The following is a 16996-nucleotide window of genomic DNA, read 5'->3' as shown; positions in this document are numbered from 1 at the left end:
AATCCGAACGCCGGGAAGCAGAACATTCGGCCTGGTCGGCCCCGGGTGTGGTAAGTGTTGAAGATGACCTGATTGTTACCAACTAATAACCGGTTTTATACAAAAGGTCGTCACTCTCATGGATGGTGACGACCTTTTGTAGATATCTATCAGACTGAGGTACTAAAAAACACTCGAATCTTCTGCTTGAACTGTCGGTAGCTTTGATCAAAATCATCCATTTTCTCTTGCAGATAGGCATGATCCTTCTTCGTTTCGGAGCCGATTTGATGTTTCTTTTGTACATCGGTGGCTAATTCCTGTTCCAACTGTTGAAGTTCCTGCTGCATCTGGGGAATGATCCGTCGAAAATGATGAATCTGGCTAACCAGGTCATTAAAGGGCGGAACCTCCGGCGAGGTGGACAGTCCAATGGGATTGAACTGTCCCAGTATATCTTCAAAAAAAGTAAGCTCCTGGATGGCCATCGCCAGGTCATTCCGCCAAAGTTGATGAGCAAAATGCTGGTCACTAAGTTTTCGGTAGGTCTGCTGATTCATGATAAAAAAAGTTAAATTGATTTTTGTGCCAACGAACAATATACGCGCCCACTTGCTGTCAAACAGGTGATTGCGGCTGGCGTCGAGATGCTGCCAGATCATGTCTACACTTAACAGGGTGGACCGAGAGGTAGCGCACGTTACTAGCCGTACTGAAAAAGGCGATGTTCATGACGGAGAAGATTTTAGTCGCCCGAAATTGCCTAGATTCCGGGCTTAATGGAATGACGCCAGTCATTACAAAATCTGATTTAAAGTCTGATCAGATCTTTTCCAGTAACCACCAGAGTGGTTTCCGTCGTCGGATAACCCGGTAATTGGTTTCCACGTAGGTTCGGATATGGGACATCGCTTCTTCAGGGTCATCCGTCAACAAGACCAGTTTTAGGTCATGCTCGCTGATCGTACCAGCCCGGATCATTTGCTGGAGATAGTCCAGAAGCGGCTGGTAGTATTCGCGGTCCATCAGGACTACCGGAAAATGATGCAGAATACCGGTTTGCACCAGGGTTAAGGTTTCGAACAGTTCATCCATTGTTCCCCAACCACCCGGCATGACCACAAAAGCGTAGGAGTATTTGACCAGCAGTACTTTGCGGACAAAGAAAAAGTTGATCGTCACATTCTGTTGCATGTAGCGATTGGGTTGCTGCTCGTACGGCAGCCGGATGTTACACCCCACCGATCGTCCTCCAGCTTCGAAAGCACCCCGGTTGGCCGCTTCCATAAGACCCGGTCCTCCGCCGGTCATGACCGTAAAACCTAACCCGGAAATGGCTTTCCCTATTTTTCGGGCCAGCTCGTAATAGCGATGGTCTGGACCAAACCGGGCTGAACCGAATACCGTCACACAGGGGCCCACAAAATGTAAGGTCCGAAAACCCTTTAAAAACTGCCAGCCAACCTGAAAAATAAACTTCAACTCAGACTGGCGGCTTTTGGGGCCTTCCAACGATTGTATTAACCCGTTGCTGACCAGCGGGGCAATTGGGGGAGTTCGATTCGGTGTTTTGGGTGGAGGTGCCGCTTGCATAGAAGATGAAATAAAAACCAGGGAGCTAAACAGTTGTAAAGCTGGAATAGAATAAGGAAGGTGCGTATGAAATTTGATAGAGGGCAAGTTGATTATTATCAGGACAGCCGATCATGGCCCTTGTTGGCCGCGATCAAATCCGGCCGAAAGAGACCAGCAGGGGGCGCACCCAAGGAATTTTTATTTGCAAGAAACTCGATTGCGGTTAATCAGACTGATTATTGATTTTGATTGGCAAGCCGGGCCCTTTTTATCAACCAAAACTGATATCAATTAGCTTTTTAGTTGAGTGCCATCACAGTTTCCTACCGGTGTATCGAACAATTTTACGAGTGTTGGCGGCCATTCCGTTCAGACCGCTTTCTACAATTCTTGTTCAACTTAACAACGTCACTTTATGAAACCGGCACTGCGTAATTCGCTCCTTACCACATTCTCCAATCTGTTTGATGATGACTTCTTCAGTCGTTCTCTGTTCCGCGAACAGACTTTCCCAGCAGTAAATGTTCGGGAAGAAGCCGACCACTACAAACTGGAGGTGGTTGCTCCTGGCTTGAAAAAAGAAGATTTCAAACTGGCCCTGAACGATGGTACGCTGACCATCTCGGCCGAAAATCAGACCGAATCGGAAGAGAAGCAAGATTCCTATCGTCGGAAAGAGTATAGCTACCAGTCATTCAGCCGCACCTTTGACTTGCCTGATGGAATCGAATCGGATAGCGTTCAGGCTAATTATACCGATGGGGTGTTAAAAATTGACCTCAAGAAAAAAGCGTTAAAGCCCAAAGCGGAGCCGAAATTAATCCCGATTGAGTGAGAAGCAACTTGCCCGTACAAAGCGGGCCGCGTAGCTGAACCGCTTTGTACGGGCCCAGATTTCTTTCTTTAGAGAGGGCAGGTCATTTCCACCCATCTGCTGAGCAACGGTCTCTGGCACGTTATACGGAGCTAGTGGGAGGGCAAAAGGAAGTATGGTCCGAAAAGGATCTTGTGATCCATTAATTCTGGGCAACGTTGGAGTCCACTTGCACACTGAGTTCTGTTTTCATGCCGATATGAAATCGTTCGTCATTGCCTCCCTACTAACCCCACGTCAGCTCAATCAGCATTGGCAACGGCAATTTCCCTTCCTGAAGCTACAACTGTATACGCTTGCAGATCGCCCGCTGGAGGAAACGGAAACCGATTGGCCTCTCAGTGAGCTCAACCCCACCCTGAGTAACATAAGGTGGCTGGTGGTTGACCCGGATGCGTCTGTCAATGCATTTGAAACCGCCTTTCACTATACGTTTGGCTTGCGGGCTGAAGTGCTGCGAAAATCCGGTTACACCTGGGATGACACCGATTACACCAAAGCCTGGACGCTACAGGAGCAATGCCGGAAAGGGAAAGAAATTTCAATGGTTTACAAGGCCTAAGCTTGATCTTACCAAAACCAGGAATATGATGAAAAAGATACTGCTGTTGACTGACTTCTCGGAGGCTTCCTTAAAAGCGATCCATTTCGCGCAGCATCTATTTGATGCGATTCCGGCTGAGTTTTATTTGATGCACGTCTATCCTGTTGAACCCAGTGATCTCTATATTTTTCCGATTGAAGATGTCGAACGGAGTGTAAAACGAAAAATACGCCAATTTCTAGCTGATAGTACGTCTCAATCCGTACCGGATTATCATTCTTACCATACGCTTACCGCACCGGGTGATCCGGTTCGTACAGTAGTAGCCACCCTTGAGAAGACACCTTACGACTATGTGGTGGTGGGAGCCACTGGCTCTGGGTGTTTGCCGGTGCTAGGCAGTGTGGCAACGGGGCTGATTCGGAAGGCCAAGACCCATGTGCTGGTGGTGCCTCAGAATGTCAATGGTAAACCCATCCGGGAAGTCGTTCTGGCAATGGATTATACGACGTTGAATCAAGTGAACTGTTTACAAGCGCTGGAAGAACTGGTGCATGCAAAAAAATCCCGGCTAACGGGCCTCTCCATTGTCGATAACCGGACGCCGATGTGGATTGGACAAGAATTCGAAGAATACCGCCAGCGGTTTGCGCATGTATTTGATTCCGTGGAAACAGGCTCCTATCTCATTCTGGATGAGGAGGTGACTCGCGGTATCGATACGTATCTAACGACCCATCCGGTCGACTTACTGGTAACGGTTCCACACCGGAAAACCTTGCTGGATGCGGTTTGGGATCGCAGCCTGACGCGACGACTGGCGTATAAACCCCGGGTGCCGCTGCTGGCGTTGTATGATCCGGAATTATCTGATAAAGACAACCTGTCGGTACCTGAAACGTACAGTGAGCAGGAAAATTGGAGTGAGTAACGAGCCTTCCAGGAACGGTACTCAGAACAAGCTCAGAATTGTAAAGCGACCGGTAAGGCAGGATGTACCTGCTGGATGAGCCAGGGAATAATTTCCTGATCGATGGTGTCGCTGGTTGAAACTTGGGTATTTACTTTTAGTCCATTTTCAACATACGTTTCGATCGCATAGGTAATTTCAAACTGCCCCGACACATAATCGCTCATTTGTAAATCCGAAACCGATGGCTGCGTTTCCCGTTGCTGCAGGCGTTGTTGGATCAATTCAACCGGAGCCTCCGTTTGAATAACGAACAGACGGACGTTCTTCCTTCGGCAAATGGCTTGAAGATTTTTCAGCTTGTCTTGATCCCGATAGGTCGCATCCAGAATAACGGCTCCGGTTTGCTGCGCTTCCCGCAATCCCCGACTGGCCATTTCCTTATAAACGTTATGAGTAACCGCTTTTTCGTATAATAGCCACCGTTCGGACTCGGGCAGCCGATAAAAAGGATCAATTCCGGCCTGTTGCTTGCGAATATTATCGGAGTTTAAAACGGCCAGACCCAATTCGCTGGCCAGAGAAGTCGCCAGCGTCGATTTGCCGGTAGCTGCTCCACCCATACAAACCAGAATGGCAGGCTGGCTGCCCAGTACGGCATAGCGCAGGGCCAGTTGAAAATATCGCCGGGCTTTTTGCTGACTCTCCTGGCGGACCGGTAAAGAAATTTCGGGCTCTTTTGCCTTCAGCGTATCCACTTTTCCGCGTACGCAGGCCCGGTACGTTTTATAGAAGGTGATCAAGGGAGCCCAATCGCTGTTTTCTTGAACTGAAAAAAGTTTTTCCTGCAGGTAATCAGCCAGTGTGCGGCAGTGTCGATAGTCGAGGTCCATCAACAGAAAGGCCAGATCGTTTAGAATATCCAGACAACGCAAGTGCTGACTAAACTCGATGCAGTCAAAAATGGTGATGATATTGTTCTCAATATGAATGTGTTCCGATCGCAGATCCCCGTGCCCTTCGACAATTTTTCCCAATTGAATGCGCTCTTCAAAGAAATTGCGGTGAGAGTGGAGAAAGTTGGTAAGGAAAATGGGAATCCATCGGGCGGCCAGTGGTGTTAGGGTTAGGTTCTCGTATCGGAAAAAATTGCCGGTCACTTCCTGAAGAGTAGCCTCAATGATTTCTGGGGTTCCAAAAGCAGCTATGTCGGGAGAGGAGGGGGCATTCTGGTAAAAAGCCAGCAACCGATCAATCAGGCCGTCTACCCGGTGCAAGGGGAAACCGGGGTCTTTCATCTGGTTGATGAGCAATCCTTCGTCGGAGAGTCGGCGCATTTGAATGACGTAATCGACCACTTCACCCCCGGACTGAAAAGTCAACGTTTTCCCATCCCAGTAAATGGGTAAGATTCCCTGATATAAATCCGCACTCAGTCGCTGATTCAGCCGGACTTCCTCCTGGCAGTAATATTGCCGTTTTGCCAGCGTTGAGAAATCCAGAAAATCGAACCGGACATTTTTCTTGAGTTTATAGACAAATTGGTCTGTGAGGGCCACTACGGAAATATGCGTTTGAAGAACCGCTACGGAAGTTGTCTTTTCTTCGTAGGAATCCGGGCGGGCCAAAAATTGGATCAGATCGGTAAGTTGCGGTTCCGGTATCATACAATTTTGAAAAAAAAGATTGATAGTCAGTAATTTAAGCCTGTATGGTAAACTCCGTAGACCGAAACCCGAACTGGAAAGTCCTGTTCACCCGGAATTGGACCAGATAGTTGTTGGACCGATAAGGGAGTTGGATGGCGATCAGGCTTTCAAATGGAGTCAATACCATCATGGCCTTCATCCGATACCATCGTTAAATTAGCTTTTACTACGCCTGAAAGGCATTTTAGGAATGATCAGCAAAGGCATTTTGGCCGTCAGGACGACCTGGCGTATCAAACTCTTATGAAAAATAGTGTCTAAAAAAGACCGGTTATGGTGAGCCAGAACGACGACACTCGGACTGTACTGCTGAATATAATTTTCAATTTTCTGATGCGGATGGTCGTCGGAAAGCTGCCAGAAATGAATGTCGGATTCTCCCTGGAATACTTCTTTCAATTTTTCAAAGGTCGGTTCGGCATCCCATTGATTTTCTGACGCTGAAGTCGAAATGTGAATAACTTTGGTACTGGCATCCAGGTCCCGGGCTACTGCCACAATCCGTTGAATGCAGTCCACTTCGTCCCCTTTGAGATCCGCAAAATAAGTGAACGAACGAAGGTGGCCCGGCGAAGTTGTGCCCGATACAACCCAGACGGGGCATCTGGCCTGCTGCGTTACCGCCGTAGCCACGGAACCCAGCCAATTTTCCAGGGTAGTGTTGGCCCCACTGGTACCCAGGATAACGAAATCGGCTTTTAACTCCGTCGATTCCGATAAAATGACGCTTTTTGCTGAACCCGGAACGACTTTCGTCGTAACGGGCACAGAAGCCAGAAGTGGATGCCTCCGTAGCAAGTCGTCCCGAAACTCCTGTAAGTATTCGCCGGTTTGCTGGTGAAGTGTTTCGTCCCGCTCGGTCGTTTGGACCGGTATTGTGTAAGGAGCCGGAATAGCCGTAACCGGGTAGGCGTGTAGCAGGATGACACGGGCCTGCCACTGTCCGGCCAGCAACAGGCCAAAATCCGCTGCGAGTCGGGCCGAAGCGCTGTAGTCAACAGGAATTAGAATAGTTTTCATTGGCGGATGGGTTAACCTTTCAGGAGGCATGAAATGGATAATTAACTTTATGGAATACACTATTCAATACTAAGCTGAATTAGCTTATGAATGATTGACCAGTACCCTGTTGTGTAGGTGATCTTTGTCACTGATCCGCTGCGTATAGGCTAAAGCGTTCATCAACTTCCTGTACAAGTAGGCGATGAAAACAGGATCCGAATTCAGCTTTAATGCCATACGCTATTGAAGAGTGATGATAATAATCAGCCAGATCTTTGATAAAAGTCAGAGTTGTTTTATCATCGGTTATCTATCTTTAAATATTAGCATAAATTCATGTCCTTATAAGGGAGGATTTCGGGCAGCATTATCGCTGGACCGAAGGGGAAAGTACAACAGGAACTGAGAAAGTGCCGTTCTCAGGATGGAGATGAGCCCATCGACTTTCGGTTTATCGAGCGTTATTAGATTCAGGGTGTGACCACAAGCCGTAATTGCCTTTCATAAAGTGCCACTATTCTGGAAAGGATTCAGCGTAGTAAAGAGTAAACCGTATGGTTTACCGTCTAAGTATTAAACCATGGTTTCGCGGAGTCTAATATGGTGATTGTGATTAATTGAAAGACAGTCGATCATCTAGGCTTTCAATTGATGGATTAGGATACCTGTACCAGGCGAATACTGTTACTTTATGAAAACTCTTCTCTTGATTGAGGATGATGGGGCCATCCGTGACAATACTGCCGAAATTCTTGAACTGGCAGGTTACAACGTCCAAACCGCCGAAAATGGTAAGGTTGGGATCGAAAAAGCCTTGGCTAACCTCCCCGATTTAGTCATCTGTGATATCAGGATGCCGGTGCTGGATGGGTATGGCGTTCTGCATGTCTTTAACAAAAACCCTTCGTTGTCGGGCATTCCGTTCATCTTTTTGACAGCTAAAACCGACCGCGCCGAAGTACGGAAAGGTATGGAACTGGGAGCCGACGACTACGTGACCAAACCCTTTGGAGAGTCGGAGCTGCTCAGTGCCATCGAAGGGCGGCTTAATCGGTTTCAAAGCGCAGCACCGACGCACATCGGGTCAACAGCCGACCCGTGGCACGCGGGAGCTTTTTTGAATACTGATGCCAAAAACAGCAATTTGCAAAGCCTGCTGGCTGACCGCAAGGTACATACCCTACTCAGAAAGCAAGTGGTTTATTGGCAAGGTGATGAGGCCATTCGGTTATATTTTCTTAAATCAGGTAAAGTTAAAACCATGAGAGTCAATGCTGATGGAAAGGAATTCATTACGGACTTCTACCAATCAGGCGACTTTTTTGGCTATCTTCCTCTTCTTGAGGATACTGAATATACGGATACCGTTGTCACACTGACCGATGTAGAGTTGATTTATATTCCCAAAGAGGAGTTTAAACGGTTGCTTCTGGGCCATCCGGAAGTAAGTCAGCAGTTTATTAAACTGCTGGCCAGTCATGTCAACGAGCGGGAAGAACAATTGCTAAACATGGCCTACAACTCCATCAATCGCCGGGTGGCTGATACCCTACTCCGTTTATTCAAGCAGGAACCGGAAGGGATCATTCAACTCTCACGCCATAATCTGGCCGCCATGATCGGGACGGCTCCCGAAACGTTGATTCGTACACTAAAAAAGTTTAAGGAAGATGGCTTACTTGATATGGGCCATTCGGGTAGCATTCGGATTGTACAGCCTCAAAAACTGCAATCGGGAAACTGGTAATTATACCATCGACGTTCTATTGACTTCGCTTTTTCATTTCATGTCTGCTGCCGGTTTAAAAGTAACCTGCATTTTAGCAGATCTCCACTTGGGTTTTAACCGTGACCAGTTTTACCTGGGGTAATACCTCCGCTGCGGTGTAACAGGGTAGTAAAATTGACGCAGATCAGTCTGGCAATTGACCGATTAATATCAATCAAGTTGCCTTGTGATGGGGGTTGTTTTTTTTGCTGATTTTCAATCTGATACATTCGTCGCCTGGTTGACCGGGAAGATTTTGAGCGTGTCTCGAACACGTCAGAAACCGTCTGCTTTGGGTCATAACCGGAGTTCTATTCCTTAATTCTTTACTATCATGAAACGATCTCTATTTTTTCATCGGCTTTGGTCCGTTGAACCGACTCTTTATGCAGGGTCCTTATGGGCATTAACACTGCTGGTTTCTGTCGGTTTGGTTTCTTTCACTCTCCCAAAGAACTCGACCCGACTTGCAAAAGATCTCCCGACCTGGGTAGATAAACGATGGGGGAGTGGTGGCCGTTGGGTATACATTTTCCAACAATGGCGATGTGACCGACCATAAGATTTACGCTATCAAACTATGAAGTTCATGAAACGAATTCTGTGCCAACCAATTTTTCGACTGCTGCCGAAAACGCGTTTCGGTGTGCCTTTATTTGAATAGGACCCTTGCGAATATGTTTTGATGCATGGTTTTGGGGTGCCGGAAAGAGAACTCGCGATTCATGACTGGCAGCTCTACCAGAAAATGGTAACGCAGGTTGAGGAAAAATTAAAAGCACTCGAAGACAAACTGCAGCCTTTTATCGTTTCTGATCATCAGCATTTGCGTCGAATAGCCCTGTCGGCTTTACCGATCAAAGCCATTACCCAGATGGTGGACACGGAACCTGTAGACTGGGTGGTGCTGGGAGCTACTGGTCTCGGTGAGGCAACAAGGCTTGGGAGTGTGGCAACGGACCTCCTTCAGACGGCTGCCCACCCAACTCGGTCTCACCAGTTGCACTGGAATGCTAATCGTATTAATTCAATTTGGCGTATACTCCAGCAACTGATTCTGCTGATTGATAAAATAAGCTTTTTCGTTCAGACTGGTGCCCACGAAAAACCGGTTTCCGAGGGCATTGTAGGTGTGCCACTGGCTGGTGCCGGGCGTAAAACTGATCAGCTGGCCAACGCTGGTAATGATATATCCCGTGTTTTTAAGTGCAAAAGCCTGGTTCGCCCGGGTCAGATCGTAATCCGTTGCCGGCGTCTTGAACCGATTCGACAACACGAGATCAAGGCCTGTCCCGGTTTCGGTGCCTTCAAATTCGTAGAGATCATGAGCTTCCACTTCTTTCTGGAGGTTATCATATTGATAAAAGGGATCCAGCGTGCCGGATCGCTGGACGAAGCCCCCGCCGGTATAGACACGATTGTCGATTGAAAACCCAAAACCCTGTTTACGCCGGACGCTGTACAGGTTTCGTTCATTCAGCGGTACATCGGATGACAGGGGGAAGGTCGGGGTTCCCAGGATGGTGATGGTTGCTATCTCCCAGCCCTTGATGGCATCATAGACAAGTCCGTCCGGGTTCCATCGCACAAATGTATTGGCGGGGGTGCGATAGGTGCCCCACAGCGAGACCCCCTTTTGCTGGAAGTTAAAACAGGTTGCGCCAGTGCCCAGGCGAGGGGTGGGTAGCACCACCGTTTTCCAGTCATCCGTAGCGGGGTCATATTCATAAAAGTCTGTGGAGTAGGCTTCTAAATCAAAACTGGAAGCAGGATTCAGTTCCCCGGTGGTGGATAAGCCGACATAGAGTTTGTCGTTGACGGTGAAATACGTAAGCCCGGATTCCAGTTTGCCGGGGAAATCTTTCTTCGGTTTCCAGGAATTGGTGGTAAAGTCGTACTGCCAGAGTTTGGTCAGGAGGGAAGGAAACGTGCCATTGCCGGTACCGACATAGAGATTTTCCTGCATTTTTACCATAAAAAGAGGTGGCGATGTGGGTAATCCGGCTAAGGTTCGCCAGGCGTTGCTGGGATCTACATGGTCGGTAAGACAACCCCCTAAAAAGAGCGTCAGGGTAAGCAGACTGAGGAACGATACATAGCGCATCATAGTCTTTTGGATTTATTTGAAGTTAAAACCGTCCTTTAATGCAATAGAGGGAGTGGTATTGGGATCGTGGCTAAAATGGTGATAAGGGCTTCGATCAGCTGACCATTTACGCGCTATTAGGATACTGATTGAAATGGCTTGTTGCTTGTTCATTCCCTTTTGATTGATCAGATTATTGGCTATTTCAATCGCCATGGCGCGTGTACTCGGATTAAGGGATCTCATCGCAGCCGGAAAACGAATACTGTTCCAGGTCATAATCGTATTGTTTACGGTTTTTTTGAATTTGAAAAGCGTGGCGTAAAGCTAAAGATCTTCCCGGCCGACTTTCGTGACGGGAATCAAGTAATGAATTGATTTATTTCAATTTATAGCAAGAAAAAGAGAAGAGAACGGCACGGATTCTTAACCCAATTTATAAAATCGTCCGTACCAGTTTAGAATCAGGTTTACCTTGCAGGGATCGGGAGCATCAAAGTTAAAATACGAAAGGGGGCGCTCCGGTTCTCCTGTTTACAGGATCGGTTAACTGATAGAAATCAGTTTCCAGTTAGATGAATATCAGCGGCTTGTCAAATCATAATTTTTACTTTTGATCGGCTTTCGCACGCTTCCTGGAGTTCCGGTCCAACCTTATAAACCTTATTCGTTATGAAGATGAAGCGCGTTTCCCGGTCATTGGTCTACCTTTCATTTGTCGTATTGTCAACTTTACCCTGGTCCTGCCTGAAAGATCACCTTCCTCAAACGGATAATGAACTCCGCCTTGTTAATTGCCGCTCGGGCTGGAGACCGGTTGGCGTCTACTTCCAGGGGAACCGGATAGGGGATGCTGCCCCGGGATGTTATCGGATGATTTTTCAGAAGGATGGCAAACTGGTCTTCAACCGGAAGCTGTGTACCGACCAGGATACTACGGCTGTTGTGTCGGGGTGGTCTCTTACATCGACTAATCTTACACTGCCATACCGACCCGGCAATATTTATGGGCCGCCCAATGGTGGTTTATTAGAAGAACTAACTTCCACTTCTTTAAAATTTAGTTACAGGGGTGGTCCTGATAAAATTACTGAAATCTGGGCTTGTCCATAATTGTCAAATAGGTGGCTAATTTTTAATAAAAAAGTATTGATTTGGTATAAAAAAACCGAAAACCGGTTTAATTTCTTTATTAACTGATAGAGAAGCGGCTTTGCTTGTCAGAGATTTCCTGACCGGACAGGGCTGAAACCGGACTGTGATTTTGGTGATAATCAGTCTCGTTTTTGAATAAGTTCATCAGGGCTGGTGCTCCGGTCTTTCATCCTGATAAGGTGTTATTTGCAAAAATATGACAGGGCAATTCTGGATTATTTTAACCGTCGGGGTCGTTTTAGGATTGGTTGGCTGGCTTTTAATAGCCCCGTTGATGCTGGTGATCGACACCGAAGAGCAACAGTATGCCGTGCATTGGCGTGGGCTGCTTTCAATTCACCTGGTTTCGGGCGGGCGTATTCGATTTTGGGTGCTGGGTTGGACGAAGACAATTGATCCCTGGAGCTTTTCCTCCCTATTTCAGCCAGGAAAGCCTAAACGGAAATCTTCCGCCAGCGTTAACCGTTTCCGCATGTCGTCCCGGATTGTTCTTCGAAAAATTAAACGTATGCTGCAAACTTTTCAGGTCAAAACGTGTGAAGTCAACTTGGATACCGGTCATTACGGATACAATGCCTATTTGTATCCGGTATTTGGGTTGCTGAGCCGCCCGGATCGTCGGTTACGAATTAATTTCACAGGCGAGGTCCTGGTTAAAATTATAATCCGAAATCGTTTATACCGCATTTTGCTTTCTTTCATTTTTTCATAAAATATCAATAGAACTTGTATGGAAACGTCATTGAATGAAGTCTTAAACAAGGTAACGGAGTTTCTTCGTACGGAATCGAAAACCGAAACCGTCGTGGGGCAAGTCTTTCAATTAGGCAGCTACTCCTGTGTTCCCGTCATCCGGATTGGTATGGGCTTTGGCTTCGGCGGGGGCGAAGGGGAAGACAAAAAACAGGGGCATGGTGAAGGAAAAGGGGCCGGGGCCGGAATGGGAATCGAACCGATTGGCTTTCTGGTTACACAGGGTGATCAGATTCAGTTCATAGCGACCAGACAATCAAAAGGTCTGGGCGAAGTCTTTGAAAAAATGCCCGACATTCTGGAAAAATTTCTGAACAAAAAGGGATCCCCCGAAACGGTCCCGGTCTGATTGTTACTGAGTTTCGATTGAATTGATAGCAGAGAGTAGTGACAGTATGGGTAATGAATGGAGAGAACCTCGATTCATTACCCATATTTTTTTGCTTACCTGCCAGCAAACCAAGTCATTAAAATGACAACCCTAATTCTGAATCCCGTGTTAGTTTCAAGGCTCCTATAGCCTGATCAACGGGATTGGAAAAGCCCTGTTGAAAGGTTGCATTCAGATAAGCATATAAGCGTAATCGCTTATCGGGCTGGCCCTGCCAGTTCACCATCTCCTTTACCGTGGCATTACCTTCGGTAATGGTGCCGGTTTTATCCGTACACAACACCGTCACTTCGCCAAAATTGAAGATAGAGGAAAGCTTCTTAACAATTACTTTTTTCTCAAGCATGCGTCGGGCCCCCGCCGACATGGCAAAAGTCATGATGGCTGGTAAAAGCTCGGGAGTCATGCCGATGGCGAGGGCCAGAGAAAATAGGATCGAATCGAAAACCAGCTTTCTAAAATACAGGTTGGCCATCAGAAGGACCAGCGACAGCACGATCGTGATCCGCAGCAGAAAGTAACCGAAGTGTTTAATGCCTTTTTCAAAAGCCGTCTCTGGCGTTTGAGTCAGACTTTGGGTCAATTGACCGAATACGGTTTGGCTACCAGTGCATGCGCCCTGCCACTGATGACGTTTGTTCCCTGCCACAGACAATTCGTTTTTCGACTGAGTGGCAACGCATCCGGAATGGTGTCAACTGTCTTTTCGACAGGATACGATTCGCCTGTCGGTCAGTGAGCTTTCATCCACGTGCAGTTCATTGCTACTCAGGATCCGGCAATCGGCTGGAATACGATCCCCCGTATCTAAAACCAGCACGTCGCCCGTCACCACTTCCGACGTATCCACCTGCGTTTCTTTTCCATCGCGCAAAACCGTATGCTTCATGGCAATGATGGAACGCAATTTTTCAATGGCGCGTCCGGCGGTCCATTCCTGCCAAAAGCCTAAAAGTCCGGTTGCCAGCAGGATGAAGAGAATGATGAGGGTATCGGAGGTTTCCCTAACATCGCTGACAGAATAACGGCTACCACCAGGAGCAGGAGCAGCGGATTGCTAAACTGCCGAACCAACAGTTTCAACTCTCGTTGAAATCGGCTTTCTGATGGCAGTAGTTTGCGTTGTTCCTGACTGCGTTTAGCCGCAACCCCGCTTTCAAGCCCCGTTAAAGTGGATTGGAGTTGGGCCAATAATTGTTCCAGGGGTAATGAGGAGAAAGGTGGGCTGTTCATAGAATAGCGCAATGACGACACCAGCACCTGGTAATTCTGAAAGGCCATATTCACCTGACCGGTTTTGTGAGAGCCTGGTTTCTAACGGCGGCTGGTGAAAATTACCGTTCTCCTGCCGTGGCAAAGGTATAGCCCAGGGTGAAATCACCCGCCCCTTCCACTTTTCCACGGAAAATCCGGCTACCCAGCGACAAGTTCAGGTAAAAATTACGGCGATAGGTCCGTTGAAAACCCCACAGGGCTTCGACGCCAAAGCCGCTTCCGTTACCAATGGGAATGTATTCCGATTCGCTTTTGGCAACGGCGGGCAGTTTGTAGCGTGCTTTTACGCTGAGGTAGTTCCCTGAATTGTACCGGATACTTTTTCCTTTTTCCAGGCGTCGGTCCAGATTGTAAAAATACCGGGCGCCAACCGACAGATCCGGATTCACTGTGCTGGAAGAATAATATTTGGGTTTGTCAGGAGACACTTCTACTTCTTTGGTTTTGGTATAGGTCGACACCCGCGCTTCAGAAATCAGGGTAACCTGGTTTCCCAGGCGCGTTTCATTTAGTATACCGGGAGCCAGAAAAGCGGCCCGCCAGACGGTTTTTACCAACATGGGTTGTTGGTAAGACTGGCCACAGGCCAGCAATGGCAACAGCGAAAGTGCGATTAGTGCTTTTTTCATGGTGTTATAACTGCATACGTTAACGCATCAAAAATGGCGCTTTCCCCTTCAGTGTAGAATGAGCGGGATCGGACACCAGCCTGATCGTAATCAGTTTTTCTTTCTATATGCGGGTTATAAGCGACTGAAAATGACGGTTACAAAAACGTTTCCGAACTGTAGTAGTGCTCCAGTAGCAGCACGTTTTTCATGGATCGATGATCCCGCTCAATTTTGCCCTGCGTCATGGGATGAAAGGGAGCGCTGCGAATATGCTCAATACTTTCCCTTTTCAAATACTCTTTTAAATACCGAGACACGTAATTTTCTGACTTGATTGACTGTACTTCGGGCGCGGTAGCTTCGCGAGGGGTATTACCTGCCAATCGCTTTTTCCCGGCTTCTAACAATTCTTTACTGCATGGGCGGTCCCATCCAGCGATAATAGATGTTGGTATTGAGTCCTGCGACAGATTTCGGCTACTGACTGTTCACTCTGCAAACCTTCCAGTACAATCCGAATCTTTTCTTCGGCCGTGTACTGGCGCCGAGTTTGTCGCTGGATACCTTTGATCATGGATAAGGCCGGTTTGCGCTCGCAGGCGGTTGAAGCAGTTCAAGCCGTTTTTGGACGGTTAGGAGGGGATTTTGGGGCTGAACCAAGGGGATTTGAGTGAAACAACGGGGTCGCCCGTGCGATTACTGAATTGTCTCTTCTCATTCTCACCCCTGTTGTCCACTTTTACTTGAAGACGTGCAGTGGCCTTATTCTCTAGCGTCAGAAATAGTAGGCTTGTCCTCTTGCAAGCGAAGCAGAAAGGCTAGTAAAAGAGCAGCTATTATATTAACAGATACTTCCCCATGCTCGCCAGAGTTGATAAAAAGATGAAATAGTGATAGACCAATACCAGATTCAACTTTATTATTCAAAACATCTACTCCAAGCGTAATATATATCCCTGAACAATACTTAAAGAGAAAAGAACTAAAACCAATCATGAATATTTGCAATCCTTGATTGATAGTTGATAAGAGTAGAGCCTTTCTACGATGGATAAGAATAAGCCAGCCACAAGTAATCGAAAAGCTAAAGAACACGGCTCCTGCAACTGCGACAATAGCTATGTTCTTAAACCGATCTGTCCCTGTCATCAAAGTGTATCCTGTTAACAGTCCTACTATGCCACCAATGATTTGATAGAGTCCAATGTATCGAAGACGATCGGCTATTTGCATTATTTTTTTGTTTCAAACGTTGCGCTAGTGTAAATAAAGCTATTGAGTAACTACTGATACTAGATTGGGATCATACTATACATCCTCATAGCCTTCTTCAAGATCAATCAAAAACGCCATTCTGGTCCTACTATAACTACTATTGTGTTATGTATCTATTTGTACATATCTCCCATTATTTAATTAATAGGGAAAGTTCAAATTAGCTCATTATACCAAAGTAGTCCATATCTCCATATTTTAGAACTAGGCTTTCCGAATTAGGGAAAGCTCGGCTTATATGTGTTAACATCATACGGTCCCAACTATTCATTATGTAGTTACCGGATGAGTCTATAATTGTTTGATGAACAATCTTTTTACTAAACTCATACTTATCAATTAATTCCAAAATTACACTTCTATTCTGATCATTGACAACGACTTGAATGTACGTTTTATGAAGAGTCAAAAAATCATTCAACAACTCAGGAAGTCTTTCCCATAAATCTCTTGTTATTTCCCAAGTTGAATTATCAGGACAACATTTAATCAAATCATGTAGTAATTTGTTTTCTGAAAGCATATACCACATCTGATTTTACTTATTATATAAGTGCGTTTAAGTTTACCTAAGTCAAATTCATCGGAGTTTTTTACTTTCAATAGCTGCTTCTAAGTCACCTAAGGTTAGAGGCTCCTTCCCGAAATCATCATCAATCTTTAACCAGTTTGTTAGCCAAGGAGTAAATATACCTCCTTCACCAGCAAAATATTTGGCATAGTTAAACTCCGAGATATCTACTTGGAAAATTTGCCCAAAACGCTCAATGAACTCTGAAGCGTCATCCCCATAAATGCCCAGGTCCTTTTGAAGCGAAGTATTTGCTGTCAGCTCAAACTTGTAGTGTCCTCTAAGTTCAAAAACCAAAGCTTTGATCTGGTCTAAGGAATTCATTTTCTGTTTTATGATCAAATCAAATGTTAACAAAGTCCTGGCAAGAAAAGAATTTTAGGATAGTTAGCGATTGAGTTCAACCGGACCAGCCGACAATCCGCCGGTTTGGTGATCGGCAGGCTGAATCGAAAAAGAAGATTTTGAAAAATTTTATTGATACGTGAGTAAGTTTGTTATGTAAGGTCCTTTTGGTT

The 16996-nt window shown here is 46.5% G+C and carries 16 protein-coding genes and 2 pseudogenes; 6 read left to right on the top strand and 12 right to left on the bottom strand.

Annotated features, from left to right (window positions below):
• Window positions 1-149: 149 nt before the first annotated feature.
• The gene (locus tag FH871_RS20015) at window positions 150-641 is read right to left on the bottom strand and encodes a hypothetical protein (RefSeq protein ID WP_138993143.1); all 492 of its coding nucleotides are present in this window, start codon (window positions 639-641) and stop codon (window positions 150-152) included.
• A gap of 160 nt (window positions 642-801) precedes the next feature.
• Window positions 802-1572, bottom strand: a complete 771-nt coding sequence (locus FH871_RS20010) for a TIGR00730 family Rossman fold protein (protein ID WP_138993142.1) — start codon at window positions 1570-1572, stop codon at window positions 802-804.
• Between the two features lie 397 nt (window positions 1573-1969).
• Here FH871_RS20010 and FH871_RS20005 point away from each other — a divergent pair, with 397 nt between their 5' ends.
• From FH871_RS20005 to FH871_RS20000, 3 genes are all read left to right on the top strand, one after another.
• Window positions 1970-2389, top strand: a complete 420-nt coding sequence (locus tag FH871_RS20005) for an Hsp20/alpha crystallin family protein (RefSeq protein ID WP_138993141.1) — start codon at window positions 1970-1972, stop codon at window positions 2387-2389.
• A gap of 238 nt (window positions 2390-2627) precedes the next feature.
• Window positions 2628-2990, top strand: coding sequence for a hypothetical protein (locus FH871_RS33205; protein WP_171062898.1), 363 nt, complete (start codon window positions 2628-2630; stop codon window positions 2988-2990).
• Between the two features lie 28 nt (window positions 2991-3018).
• Window positions 3019-3903: a universal stress protein gene (locus FH871_RS20000; protein ID WP_212768249.1), complete on the top strand. Its 885-nt coding sequence runs from the start codon at window positions 3019-3021 to the stop codon at window positions 3901-3903.
• Window positions 3904-3935: 32 nt separating this feature from the next.
• Here FH871_RS20000 and FH871_RS19995 read toward each other — a convergent pair whose 3' ends face one another.
• Window positions 3936-5549, bottom strand: coding sequence for an AAA family ATPase (locus tag FH871_RS19995; protein ID WP_138993139.1), 1614 nt, complete (start codon window positions 5547-5549; stop codon window positions 3936-3938).
• A 198-nt stretch (window positions 5550-5747) separates the two neighbouring features.
• Window positions 5748-6611, bottom strand: coding sequence for a universal stress protein (locus FH871_RS19990; RefSeq protein ID WP_171062896.1), 864 nt, complete (start codon window positions 6609-6611; stop codon window positions 5748-5750).
• A gap of 673 nt (window positions 6612-7284) precedes the next feature.
• On the opposite strand from FH871_RS19990, the gene FH871_RS19985 reads away from it, so the two are divergent.
• Window positions 7285-8340, top strand: a complete 1056-nt coding sequence (locus FH871_RS19985) for a response regulator (protein ID WP_138993137.1) — start codon at window positions 7285-7287, stop codon at window positions 8338-8340.
• A 1048-nt stretch (window positions 8341-9388) separates the two neighbouring features.
• On the opposite strand, the gene FH871_RS19980 is transcribed toward FH871_RS19985, so the two are convergent.
• Both FH871_RS19980 and FH871_RS19975 read right to left on the bottom strand, forming a co-directional pair.
• Window positions 9389-10468 (bottom strand): hypothetical protein, encoded by a 1080-nt coding sequence (locus FH871_RS19980; RefSeq protein ID WP_138993136.1) that lies wholly within the window; start codon window positions 10466-10468, stop codon window positions 9389-9391.
• Window positions 10469-10480: 12 nt separating this feature from the next.
• Entirely contained in the window at window positions 10481-10726 is a 246-nt protein-coding gene (locus FH871_RS19975; RefSeq protein ID WP_138993135.1) for a hypothetical protein, read from the bottom strand.
• Window positions 10727-11798: 1072 nt separating this feature from the next.
• Between FH871_RS19975 and FH871_RS19970 the strand changes: the two genes are divergently transcribed.
• Together FH871_RS19970 and FH871_RS19965 are read left to right on the top strand one after the other, a co-directional pair.
• On the top strand, window positions 11799-12314 hold the full coding sequence (locus FH871_RS19970) for a hypothetical protein (RefSeq protein ID WP_138993134.1): 516 nt from the start codon (window positions 11799-11801) through the stop codon (window positions 12312-12314).
• Window positions 12315-12332: 18 nt separating this feature from the next.
• On the top strand, window positions 12333-12704 hold the full coding sequence (locus FH871_RS19965) for a GerW family sporulation protein (RefSeq protein WP_138993133.1): 372 nt from the start codon (window positions 12333-12335) through the stop codon (window positions 12702-12704).
• A 118-nt stretch (window positions 12705-12822) separates the two neighbouring features.
• On the opposite strand, the pseudogene FH871_RS19960 reads toward FH871_RS19965, so the two are convergent.
• From FH871_RS19960 to FH871_RS19930, 6 genes and pseudogenes are all read right to left on the bottom strand, one after another.
• A pseudogene (locus tag FH871_RS19960) lies at window positions 12823-13635 on the bottom strand (HAD-IC family P-type ATPase).
• A 59-nt stretch (window positions 13636-13694) separates the two neighbouring features.
• Window positions 13695-13979, bottom strand: coding sequence for a cation-transporting P-type ATPase (locus tag FH871_RS34215; RefSeq protein ID WP_369008804.1), 285 nt, complete (start codon window positions 13977-13979; stop codon window positions 13695-13697).
• Window positions 13980-14080: 101 nt separating this feature from the next.
• Window positions 14081-14650, bottom strand: a complete 570-nt coding sequence (locus tag FH871_RS19945) for a hypothetical protein (protein WP_138993129.1) — start codon at window positions 14648-14650, stop codon at window positions 14081-14083.
• 305 nt (window positions 14651-14955) lie between these two features.
• Window positions 14956-15206 (bottom strand): annotated as a pseudogene (locus FH871_RS19940) (transposase); the annotation flags it as partial.
• 188 nt (window positions 15207-15394) lie between these two features.
• Window positions 15395-15865 carry a hypothetical protein gene (locus tag FH871_RS19935; RefSeq protein ID WP_138993127.1) on the bottom strand — a complete coding sequence of 157 codons (471 nt, stop codon included), beginning with the start codon at window positions 15863-15865 and terminating at the stop codon, window positions 15395-15397.
• A 622-nt stretch (window positions 15866-16487) separates the two neighbouring features.
• Window positions 16488-16802: a DUF1493 family protein gene (locus FH871_RS19930; RefSeq protein WP_138993126.1), complete on the bottom strand. Its 315-nt coding sequence runs from the start codon at window positions 16800-16802 to the stop codon at window positions 16488-16490.
• Between the last annotated feature and the right edge of the window lie 194 nt (window positions 16803-16996).

The sequence above is a fragment of the Larkinella sp. C7 genome, from assembly GCF_006149005.1.
Taxonomy (GTDB): Bacteria; Bacteroidota; Bacteroidia; order Cytophagales; family Spirosomataceae; genus Larkinella.
The sequence above is the reverse complement of the archived record's forward strand: the minus strand, read 5'-3'. Positions and strand labels throughout refer to the sequence as shown.

Bases quoted from the DNA above. Each gene is read 5' to 3' on its own strand.
- FH871_RS19930 (WP_138993126.1), bottom strand. From the start codon at position 16,802: ATGAATTCCTTAGACCAGATCAAAGCTTTGGTTTTTGAACTTAGAGGA.
- FH871_RS34215 (WP_369008804.1), bottom strand. From the start codon at position 13,979: ATGAACAGCCCACCTTTCTCCTCATTACCCCTGGAACAATTATTGGCC.
- FH871_RS19990 (WP_171062896.1), bottom strand. From the start codon at position 6,611: ATGAAAACTATTCTAATTCCTGTTGACTACAGCGCTTCGGCCCGACTC.
- FH871_RS19995 (WP_138993139.1), bottom strand. From the start codon at position 5,549: ATGATACCGGAACCGCAACTTACCGATCTGATCCAATTTTTGGCCCGC.
- FH871_RS20000 (WP_212768249.1), top strand. From the start codon at position 3,019: ATGAAAAAGATACTGCTGTTGACTGACTTCTCGGAGGCTTCCTTAAAA.
- FH871_RS19970 (WP_138993134.1), top strand. From the start codon at position 11,799: ATGACAGGGCAATTCTGGATTATTTTAACCGTCGGGGTCGTTTTAGGA.
- FH871_RS19975 (WP_138993135.1), bottom strand. From the start codon at position 10,726: ATGACCTGGAACAGTATTCGTTTTCCGGCTGCGATGAGATCCCTTAAT.
- FH871_RS19945 (WP_138993129.1), bottom strand. From the start codon at position 14,650: ATGAAAAAAGCACTAATCGCACTTTCGCTGTTGCCATTGCTGGCCTGT.
- FH871_RS20005 (WP_138993141.1), top strand. From the start codon at position 1,970: ATGAAACCGGCACTGCGTAATTCGCTCCTTACCACATTCTCCAATCTG.
- FH871_RS19935 (WP_138993127.1), bottom strand. From the start codon at position 15,865: ATGCAAATAGCCGATCGTCTTCGATACATTGGACTCTATCAAATCATT.
- FH871_RS19980 (WP_138993136.1), bottom strand. From the start codon at position 10,468: ATGATGCGCTATGTATCGTTCCTCAGTCTGCTTACCCTGACGCTCTTT.
- FH871_RS20015 (WP_138993143.1), bottom strand. From the start codon at position 641: ATGATCTGGCAGCATCTCGACGCCAGCCGCAATCACCTGTTTGACAGC.
- FH871_RS19965 (WP_138993133.1), top strand. From the start codon at position 12,333: ATGGAAACGTCATTGAATGAAGTCTTAAACAAGGTAACGGAGTTTCTT.
- FH871_RS20010 (WP_138993142.1), bottom strand. From the start codon at position 1,572: ATGCAAGCGGCACCTCCACCCAAAACACCGAATCGAACTCCCCCAATT.
- FH871_RS33205 (WP_171062898.1), top strand. From the start codon at position 2,628: ATGAAATCGTTCGTCATTGCCTCCCTACTAACCCCACGTCAGCTCAAT.
- FH871_RS19985 (WP_138993137.1), top strand. From the start codon at position 7,285: ATGAAAACTCTTCTCTTGATTGAGGATGATGGGGCCATCCGTGACAAT.